The sequence below is a fragment of the Brucella sp. NBRC 12953 genome, from assembly GCF_040369775.1.
In the GTDB taxonomy this organism is placed as follows: Bacteria; Pseudomonadota; Alphaproteobacteria; order Rhizobiales; family Rhizobiaceae; genus Brucella; species Brucella pseudogrignonensis.
In genome coordinates this window covers 76,272-86,457 of sequence record NZ_BAABSV010000013.1, presented here as the reverse complement: position 1 = coordinate 86,457, position 10,186 = coordinate 76,272, and the positions used below count along the sequence as shown (strand labels likewise).

The window sequence follows — 10,186 nt, the reverse complement described above, 5'->3', positions numbered from 1 at the left end:
ACCAGATCACCGGCGCCATTCTTGATGATGCCGCCGCTGCCGGAGATCACGCCGGAATAATCGCCATGCAGATCCTGATTGAGCGTGAGGGTTCCTGCACCAAGCGTGATATTGCCGTCCTGGCCATTGCCATCGACCGGGTTGAGGCCATCAAGGCCACCGATGGTCTGGTTGAGATCGGCCAGATCAAGCGTTGCCCCACTGGCAATCTTCACACGGCCCGACCCAAAGGCATGATCGGCAATGCCGGCCTTTGCGGTGCCTGCTTCAACATTCAACCCGCCCGAGAAACTGTTATCGCCCGAAAAGGTCGTGGTTCCTGCGCCACGCTTGAACACTTCGCCGACGCCAGAGATGGTGTGCGAAAAGCCGATATCGTCGGAGCGATCAAAAATGAGAGCGGCGTCGTCAAAATGGGTGCCGGCGAGAACAACATCGGTGTCGATCGATCCGGCCGCATGACCATCGCCAAGCTGCAGGGTCCCGGCGGCGATCGTCGTCAGACCGCTATATTGCGCATCCCTGGTCAGGATCAGCGTGCCGTTGCCGGTCTTGTGCAGTCCGTCCTGACCGGTCAGAACCGTGTCGATTGTCGCACTCCAGGCCTTGCTGTCGTCGTTGAAATCGCCGACCTGAATGACCGGTGCATTGCCATCGACCTTATCAAGCGCGATGGTGTCTCCGGTGAGATGATAGCCGTCCGACATGAAAATCAGGCCGGTGGTCTTCAGGCTGCCGCCATTTGCAATGGTCACGGTTCCCGCGGTGCCTTCGAAGATCGCCAATCGGTCATTGGTCCAGATCGACACGATGCTGCCGTCTTCATTGGTCCAATTGTTGGTGGTGGTGTTCCAGGTTCCGTCACCGCCATTGATCGTGCCATTGGGTGCGGTATTGGAGCCATTCCAGAAGTTGAACTCCATTCCGGGCGCATGCAGCAGGTTGACCTGATGCGGGGCGGCGGTCTGAACCGACCAGTCGGGATTGCCCGAAACCCCGTCGACGGTGCCAAGCAACAGGCCGTTGCCGTGCAACTGGCCATCATATTGAAAGATGCGATAAAGACCGGGGGTGGGTTGTTGGGGCGTATCGACATTGATGACGCCATTTAACGTCAGGTCACCATTGACATGAAACATTTCATGGGTATCGGGGGCGGCCGCGAGGGTCACATGGATGCTGGAGCCTGCCTGAAGATCAAGATCGGAGCCGAATGTCAGGGTTTTGCCTGAGGCACCGGCAAGGGTGCCACCGCTCTTGACGGTTGTCTTGCCGAGAATGCTGCCTTCGCCACCGAGCACGGACTGGTTGTTGACCAGCACTGCGCCGCCCAGCGTACCGTTGACGATCAGCGTTCCCTGGTTAACCGCCATGTCGCCCGAAAATGTACCGGAGTTTCCGCTCAGGATCAGCCGATCACTGCCGGTCTTTGCCAGGGTGCCGCTGCCGCTGATCGCACCGGCAAGGGTGATGTCCTGGTCGGTCTGGATGGTGCCACCGGCAGTGTCGACAATGATCGGACGGGCAATGGAGAAGGGATTGTTTGCGTCGGCAAGCAGGGTGCCACCGGCAAAGCGCAAGGCGCCGCTGATGGCGCCGAGATCGTCATCGGCGGTCAAGAACAGCGTCCCGCCTGTCAGGGTGGTGCCGCCCGTATAGCTATTCTTGCCGGTCAGAGTGAGGGTGCCTGCGCCGGCCTTGATCAGCGTGCCACTGCCATCGATCGGTCCAGAAAACGTGCTGTTGAAGCCATTGGTGTCGAGGGTTCCGGCAGCGCCGTTCAAATGAACGGCGCGCGGGCTATCCATGGCAGCGAGCAACCGGAGCGTCGACGGGCCGGTGAAGTAAATATCGCTTTTTGGGCCGCCGAGATTGTTGTTGGAACTGATCTGCAGGATACCGCGCTCGATATAGGTGCCACCGGAATATTCATTGTTGCCGGAAAGCGTTGTCATCAGGCCGTTTTGAACCACCTTGCCGGTGCCGGAAATAATCCCGCTTACGACAATATTCTGTCCGGAAAACTGGAGGGTGCCGTGGTTGGTGATCGGGCCATTGATGCTGCCGGTGGCAGAATCGTTTTCGCCGATCTGCAATGTACCGGCATTGATGGTTGTGCCCCCGGTCATTTCGTTGGATCCGGTCAGGATCAGCGTGCCGGTGCCATTCTTGATCAGTTGCCCGCTGCCATAGTGGCGGCCGGCATAGCGCGATGTGTCGCTGCGGTTGAAGGTCAGGGTGCCCAAATTCTGCACGTTACCGACAATGCTGCCCGACGTTCCACCATTGCCGATCTGAACATTGCCGGAAATGCTTGTAAGACCGGTATAGGTGTTGTTGCCGGTCAGCGTGATCTTCCCGCCGCCCTGAGTATACAAGGTGAGCGATCCGCCGCCATCGATCACCCCGGACAGCGTGGTGTTCATATTATCCTGGCTTTGTTGAAATCTGCCGCTCCCCAGCAGATGAATCGAGCGCGCCATATCAAAGGAGGTGCCAAGGACGATCTGGCCGCCGCCTGAGAAAGTGAGATCACCGCTGGCGGCACCGAGATTGGCATTGGCAGTGATATAGACCGCAGAGGTGAGCCTGGTGCCGCCGGTGTAGCTGTTGTTGCCGCTCAGCTGCATCTGATTGCGAATGCTGACCGACCCGGTTCCGCTGATCTGGCCTTTGAAATTGACCGCATCATCGGTGATCGCCAGAGTGCCGGCGGGTGCCGGTGCTGGGGCGGTGTCGGCTTTTCGGTATTGATAAAAATCGAGCACGCCATTATTGACCACATCGCCAGCAATTGCGCCGTAATAGGTGGTTGAATCGCCGGAGCCGGTTCCTGTCAGGTCACCCAATTGCAGCGTACCGCCATTGATATAGGTGGTGCCGGTATAGGTATTCTGCCCCCAGAGTTCGAGGCGGTTGCTGCCATTCTTGATCAATCCGCCGGTGCCGCTGATCACATTCTTATATTCCATGTTGACGGTCTGGCTGAAAGCCACGGCGCCACCATTGTTGACGGTCATATCGTCGGCGACGATCAAACCGGAAAAGTCAAGAATGCCGGCATTCACCACCACACTGCCGACATCAATCCCGTTCTTGATCTTGAGCGTACCCGCACCATCCTTGACCAAGGTGCCGGTGCCGCTGGCGCTGCCAATCTGATCGGTGAGACCGGCGCCCACCGTCAATGTGCCGGTTGAACCGGCAGCAAAGCGGAAGTTGCGGTCGGAGACAAAGCTGGCGGTAAAATTGACAGTGCCGCCGCTACCGGTAAAATTCACCGGGCCTGCCGCGCCAAAATCACTGTCCTGGTTGACGGTGAGCGTGCTGCCATTGGTGATATCAACAGCCTGTGCTGCACCGGTTCCAAGCAGCATCGCCGTCGAGGCGATTGCTATCATCAGCGATGATGCCGAATTACGACAATGATCGCGATGGCGCCTCATCATTCGAACGCAAATCTCGCCCTGGATTGCTGACAGCTGTACCGGCATCACGGCTCCTGTGAGAACGCATGGCGCTTTCAGACCGCGCTAATCGGCTGTTCGTTGAATGCGATCAGGCATTGAGCGACGCGGGTGATGATGTGCAATGCGTTACTTAAGTCATTTGTAATATAAATAATAACAGTTAATTGCTTAGCTTCTTTATAGGGGCAAATCAACAGTAGAAAGCAGTTGTCGTTTCGCTTTAGTAAAGAAGTGTGTGTATAGAGCATCAGATAATATTAGATAAATATAATATAATATTCGCGTTATTGAGCGTCAGGCAGATATGGCGGATGGCGATCGACGGCACCGGCGTTGCGACGGAAGTCCGATTGATGCCAGCGGCTGCTCAACGGGCGCGCAAAGCGCTTGCAACAAGCCGAGAGACCAGGATGATGCGGGCGCGCTGTAGCCGCTCAATCGACGATGAAGTTTATCTGCGGTCGCCGCGCGTCGGCTCGGATGTTTTCGCGGCGGGAGGGGCTGGAAGTGCGAACGGTTTTGCGGCCGCTCTCTGCCGAGAAGCCAAGGCTCGACGGCTGGATGACGCGCCCGTTCGCGCATGGTTCAGCAATCCCGGGGTGACAGGCCCGGCAAGTCTGAACCTTGCCAGCACCATTGTCTGCGGTGTCGGTGTGACAAGCCGGCTGTGCAAAGCGATGGCGCGAAGAGCGACCGGCCGATGTCCGTGCCTTGAGCGGCTTGAGCGGCTTGCGCTGGCAAAGCGCGGTTTGCTCGCCGTTACTTTTTCATCAGATTGGTGCCGCCAAACAGCAGCGCAGTATATTTCAGGGAGATGGGACTGCGTTTGCCATAGACTTGATAAAAGCGATCCTGGCGGCAGCGTCGTTCGATGGTGTCACAAAAGATGCCATTGGAGAAGGTAAATTCGGTGCGCACGAACTGGCCTTGCGCGATGAGGCGTGCGGCGGCTGCCTTGCCGAGATAGTGTGCGGTCAGGCCGTTGGAAATGCCAAGCTTGTCGGCGCAAAAATACTGATCGCAGACAACGCCGCGGGCGGGAGAATGAACCGCGCCTGCTTTTTGCGGCGCGGCGCAGGCTGCGGCGGCCAGCGACGCAATCACAGCAACACCCAATATGCAAAGCACCGCAGCGAGCGTACCGGAAAAGATCGACTTCATCTGACAATTCGCCTTTCAACAGTTTTTTCGCAATGCGTTCTTATCGCCTCAAGCAATGGGCTTGGCGGCCCGCGCTTGGGAAAAGGCTACCATTTGACCCTGAAACCGGCATTGCCCTTCAACACATAGCTATCCCCAAAATGCGTCAGGCCGGTATTGATCGATCCCTCGCCATAAAGCGCATAGGTGTTGTCGGCCCAGCCATAGCTGGTTCCCATGCCGATCCCGCCCCAGCTGCGGTCGTTGTTGGTGTCAAAATCGACGCCGGAGAGACTGACCGTGCTGCCGCCTAACAATTCCTGATAGAGATTGGCAATGCCATAGGCGGAGGCGGTGCTTGTGCGCCCGTTATCATCCTTCCAGGCGGTGGCATATTGCGCGGCCAGGCCAAGACGGCCGAGCAGGCTCGCCCCATCATCGACACTGACCCGCGCATTCCACGCGTCGCGAAACGCATTGGCACTGATCGAAGACCAGGACAGCTGGGCTTGCGGGGTCAGCGACCAGTTTCCATCAAGGGCTATCCGTTTTCCCGTTTCCAGGCTTACGGCATAGCCGGTGGCCGTGCGGCCATGGGCGAGGCTTTGATTGGCGGTCCAGGAATCGAGATCATTGTCAAACCAGCTGACCTGACCCTGGCCATCGAGATAGAATCCGTCATTGCCATACCAGGTGGCAGTCGCTCCCAGGCTCCAGGCGTCGGTTGAAATCGATCCATCCCCATGCAGCGAGGAGACATCGCCTTTGGCGTGTCCATATTGGCCGGTGATCCCGGCGATCAGACGGCCGTTTTCGTTTTCATAAAACTGCCCGTCAATGCCACTTTGCAATTGCAGCGTATTGATGTCCTGTTTCATCCGTGACGTCGAGGTTGCGGGTTCCAGCCGGTTATGCGCGCCTTCGACGCGGGCCCATACGCCCTGAGAGGTAACGCTTGCGCCTTCGCCACGTCCGCCATCCTGCAAGCTCTCGCCGCTTGTGTCAGCGAAGTAACGATTGCCGACACGCTGCTGCAGGCTCGGCAGCTTGTTGAGCATCAGCATGTTCTGCACATAGCCTTCATAGAGCGGCGCCCCGGCGCTGTAGCGCGGGGTCGGCGCACAAGAGTTGCCGTCCGAGCAATCTGGATCGGCCATATGGCTGATCAGATACCAGTCGCCATCATCGGGTGTTTTCACGCCGCCCTGTTGCAGCGTATAGGCAAAGGCGCCACCGACCACGGCCTGCTGGCCATCCTTGGTCTGGTAGCCATTGGCAAGCGTGAAGGTGCCGGCCGCAGTGCCGCCGATATCGACGAGCTTGATGCCATTGACCGTCTGTGCGCCGGAGCCGCCCTGATTGATCACGGTGAGCCGGGTGGCACCGGCGGTGTCTCCCTCGACCTTCAACTGGTCGGTGATGGAATCATCGCCCGCAAGCTCAGTGTTGAGGGTGATAGAACCGCCGCCGCTGTAATTGCCGGTGATCGCCAGTCGGGCGCCGCCGCTGCCGCCAAAACGGATGTCACCCTGATTGTCGAGTGCGGCCATGGTGGTGTTGAAGCCGCCAAGTTGAAGTGTGCCTGAGGCTGCGACCGTATAGATTGATGCCGCACTCAACGCGCCCGCTGCGCCCTGGCGCAGCGTTCCGCCATTGACGGCGGTGGCGCCCAGATAATTGTTTGCGCCCGAAAGCGTGAGAGCCCCACTGCCATTCTTTGCAAGGCCGCCACTGCCCGCAATGGTGCCGGAGAAAACGGTGTCGACGGATTGCGCGAGCGTCAGGCTGCCCGAACCAAGCGCAACGCTACCGGCGCCCGACAGGCCGCCCGTGGTGGTGTTGAAATTGGCAAGATCAGCGGTGGCGCCCGCACTGACACTCAGAATGCCCGAGCCAAAGGCATGATCGATGATACCCGCTTTTGCGGTTCCGGCTTCGACGGAAAGTCCGCCGGAAAAGCTGTTGTCGCCTCTCAGAACCAATGTGCCAGCGCCGCGCTTCCAGAGCCGTCCTGTGCCGCTCATCGGCTGGGTTACGGTGAATGTGTTGCTCAAATCCGCAATGTCGAAGCCACCGCCATTTTCTCCCAGCGTCATGCTGCGATCGGTTTGCTGATAGAGGGTGCCGGTGACCTGCAGCGTGCCGCCATCAAGGGTGAGGCCACCCGAGGCCAGGCCGAGCTTGTCGTCGGCGGCCACCGAAACCGTTCCCGCAGTGATCCGCGTGCCGCCGGAATAGCTGTTGCTGCCGGTGAGCACCAGTGTGCCATTGCCCAGTTTCCAGATCCCGCCCTGGCCGGTCAGGTCCTGGGAAACCGTGAAGCGATTGCCGGCATCGACAATGTCAAAGCCGCCACCGTGACTGCCAATGATCAGATCCCGGCTGGTCTGCGTGTAGGCCGTGCCGGTCACCTGCAGGGTGCCGCCATCGAGGGTGATGCCGCCTGAGGCGAGGCCGAGATTGGCGTCAGCGGCAACCGACAGCGTGCCGGCGCTGATCAAGGTGCCGCCGGAATAGCTGTTTTCGCCGCTCAGCACCGTGGTGCCACTGCCCATCTGCAGCACCGAACCGGTGCCGGAAATCACGGTGTTGAAGGTGACAATGTCCGAGCGGTTGAAGGCCAGGGTGCCGTGATGGCTGGCGTCCGTGCCTGTCGACACATCGACTGCGAGATTGCCGCTTGTGCCGCCATCGCCCAATTGCAAGGTGCCACCGCTGATGGCGACAGCGCCCGCAAACAGGGAATTGTTGCCTGTCAGAACCGTTGTGCCGGCGATCTGGTTGATGGTGCCAATGCCGATGATGCGGGCATGCACGCTGACCGTGTCGGTGGTGTTGAAACTCAGGACGCCGTTGCTGCCGCCCCCGTGACGGTTGAACTCGATCCGATCGACATTGATGATGCCGCCCGCTTGCGCGGCTTGCCCGACACCGCCACCGATGTTCACAATACCGGTGGTTCCCTGGTGATCAGCAATCTCGAGCGCGGAATCGTTGATGGCGCCGCCATTGGAAAGATTGAGCGTCCCGGCGCCCGCCTGTCCGACCCAGATGCCGTCCTCGCCGTTCCAGGCCGAGCCTTGTCCGGTGATGGTGACTGTCCCTGAACCGGATCCGGTATTGCCCAGATAGAGCTGGTCGCCGCTGACCTGACCGCCATCGGCTATTGTCAGGGTGCCGGTCCCGGCACTGCCGACAACGATGATCCCATTGCTTCCGATGCTCGATCCCGGCCCGGTGACCGTGGCCTGCCCATGCGTGCCTTGATCCGATCCAATGGTGAGACCAATAAAACCCGATGTTGAATCGGCCTGGACATGCCCGCCATCACTGACGATCAGCGTGCCGTCGCTGTGTCTGCCGACATAGAGCATGCTGGCCGTTGACACCGTGGTGCCTTGGCCGGCAACAGTCATGGTGCCTGCGCCCCTGGCGCCGATGAGGAGAAATCCGCCGGTCAGTGTGGCGCCGTCATTGACCGAGAGTGAGCCCGCAGCGTTCTGGCCCACCGACATCTGCCGGTCGCTGAAATCATAGATCGGCGCATCGGCCGGCGGCGCGGGATAGACACTGCCACTCACCACATAATAGGGGTCCGCAACCGACGGTGTGCTAGCGGCCGTCTGCGCGAGAACAAGCACCGAGACCGATGCGAGCAGTTTCAAGTGATCAGAGCATTTTCCAGAACTGCGCGCCATCAAGACCTCGGCTTGTCGATCAGGGATCGTGGGTGACGATCCCATGACGAGATTGTAGATTTATGTATTAAGCATGTCTTATATAAGTAAAGCTTAATGAAAGACATGGATTCTGCAGTAGAATACTCGTATAAAATGGTTAATACTATCGTTAGGACTTTGTCAAAATCCCAATATAGCGGGGACTGGACCTCTGGTATCGGAACGGTTGCGATGCTCTGGTTTCCTGGGGCTTGTCCGCAACGGGGAAGCGGATGATTTTCCGGGGGGCAATCGGCTACGCAATGACCACGCGGTCGCCTGGCGGCCCTGTCCGACCCTGCAGCGCGTGATCATCAGAGGACCGGCGATTGGCTGCGACCTGCGACCTGCGACCTGCGACCTGCAAGGGGTGCTCGAAGTCCGCTCTTTGATCATGGAGATCGCGCGCGCCAAAACCAGGGTTTGACCCCCGGCCTTGCCTTTGACGCTGTCTGTCGCTGTTGCATAGTGCCATGAACAGCCGCTATGAACAGGTGCTATGAACAGGCGCCCTGCCGATCCTTTGACATTTGGCTTTGACATTTGGCTTTGCGGCGGCCCGCGACCCTCAATGCAGGGTCTTAAAGACGTCTGAGGGCCTGTATAGCTCTCCGTCAAACACCAGCGCATGATGGGTGACCGAATGCGACGAGCGGTCCGAACACCGATCGCCGCTTTTGATCTGCCAGGTCCCGCTTTCAGAAACAGCAACATCGATATCGTGATAGCCATGGTGATAGGGCTTCAACATCGATAGTTCGGTTTCTTTGGTCGTGCTTTGATCCGTGCACCCGCCATAGCCCATATAGGCCTGACCGCGCACGGTTTCCAGGCGATCGAGCCGGGTTCGGATGTCATGATTCATCACTTCAAACAGCGAAAGCGATTGGACAGTCAGCGGATTGACGCTGGAATTGTTGTCACGTCGAATACGCAGCGCGAAAGCCAGTCGATCGGGGGCAAGTCGATAATTGGCAGTATCAATGCCGATATGCGCGATGCGCAAGTCATCATCCGATACCCAGCCCGGCAGCATTTGGCGGGCTTCAATGGCAAGGTTTCCGCTGTCGAGAACCAAAAGTTCGATATCGCCTTCGCTTGGTTCACCATCCTCGCTGCGGATCAAAGGAACGGCAGCCAGCGTGTATTGGGGATGGGCGGGCCAGACACGACAGACCACCGTCTTGCCGCCGAAGCCGTCGGTCACGGGGATGCTGACATCGCCCATTGCGTAGCCATCGCTGACTGCACGAGCCATTGGATAGACATGCTCGATGATTGCGCCTGCGCGATCGCCGCAATCATATATGTCATTGTCGGCGAGCGCCGCGCCTGCGCTGCAAATCATAAATGTGAGTGCGAGAAAGCTCGCCTTGAGAACGGGTGTGGAAAGCATGAAAGACCTGTTTGAAATGCACTAAGAAAGTTTCTGGACGGGGTTTCGCCAAAAGCGATCGCCCCGGATGGATCATCGCGGCGCGCGGGCCTGCAGGTTCATGCCAAGGCTTTCAATGCCTTCGGGGACCTGCGTGCCATAAAATGTCAGTTAACAGTTCTTTGTGGGGTCCCGCCGCGCCAAGCGGGTGACTGAGCTTCGCCTGATCAAGGAGAGGCGCCATTGGCAGTGCAGGCCCAGAGGGTGGTTGCCAGCAATGCGATGTGCAGGAAGGGTCGACGATGCATGAAGCCAACGATGCCGATGAGTAAGGGACTGCGAAACGGCGGCAAACTACACCCAGCTCTCTCTGAGGGATACTCGCGCATTGTTGGGAGCAGCATTGTAGCGATCCCCCGCCCTCTGCAGCGAACTTCGGAGCGCACACCCGCTGCTTGGCTCTTTCTTTGCGCCATGAGAGA

General features: G+C 58.7%; 4 protein-coding genes. All 4 read right to left on the bottom strand.

Going from position 1 to position 10,186, the window contains the following annotated elements; genetic code table 11:
- Positions 1-3,494: beta strand repeat-containing protein (locus ABWV94_RS22265; protein ID WP_353415381.1), on the bottom strand; the 3,494-nt coding region annotated here is incomplete at its 3' end.
- 735 nt (positions 3,495-4,229) lie between these two features.
- Complete coding sequence (locus tag ABWV94_RS22260; RefSeq protein ID WP_353415380.1) at positions 4,230-4,631, bottom strand: YcgJ family protein; 402 nt, start codon at positions 4,629-4,631, stop codon at positions 4,230-4,232.
- Between the two features lie 86 nt (positions 4,632-4,717).
- Positions 4,718-8,308 carry an autotransporter outer membrane beta-barrel domain-containing protein gene (locus ABWV94_RS22255; RefSeq protein WP_353415379.1) on the bottom strand — a complete coding sequence of 1,197 codons (3,591 nt, stop codon included), beginning with the start codon at positions 8,306-8,308 and terminating at the stop codon, positions 4,718-4,720.
- A 589-nt stretch (positions 8,309-8,897) separates the two neighbouring features.
- Positions 8,898-9,725 carry a PA3715 family protein gene (locus tag ABWV94_RS22250; protein ID WP_353415378.1) on the bottom strand — a complete coding sequence of 276 codons (828 nt, stop codon included), beginning with the start codon at positions 9,723-9,725 and terminating at the stop codon, positions 8,898-8,900.
- Positions 9,726-10,186 lie beyond the last annotated feature (461 nt).

What these genes read in the sequence shown, in the direction of transcription:
- ABWV94_RS22260 (WP_353415380.1), bottom strand. Translation starts at nt 4,631, where the DNA reads ATGAAGTCGATCTTTTCCGGTACGCTCGCTGCGGTGCTTTGCATATTG.
- ABWV94_RS22255 (WP_353415379.1), bottom strand. Translation starts at nt 8,308, where the DNA reads ATGGCGCGCAGTTCTGGAAAATGCTCTGATCACTTGAAACTGCTCGCA.
- ABWV94_RS22250 (WP_353415378.1), bottom strand. Translation starts at nt 9,725, where the DNA reads ATGCTTTCCACACCCGTTCTCAAGGCGAGCTTTCTCGCACTCACATTT.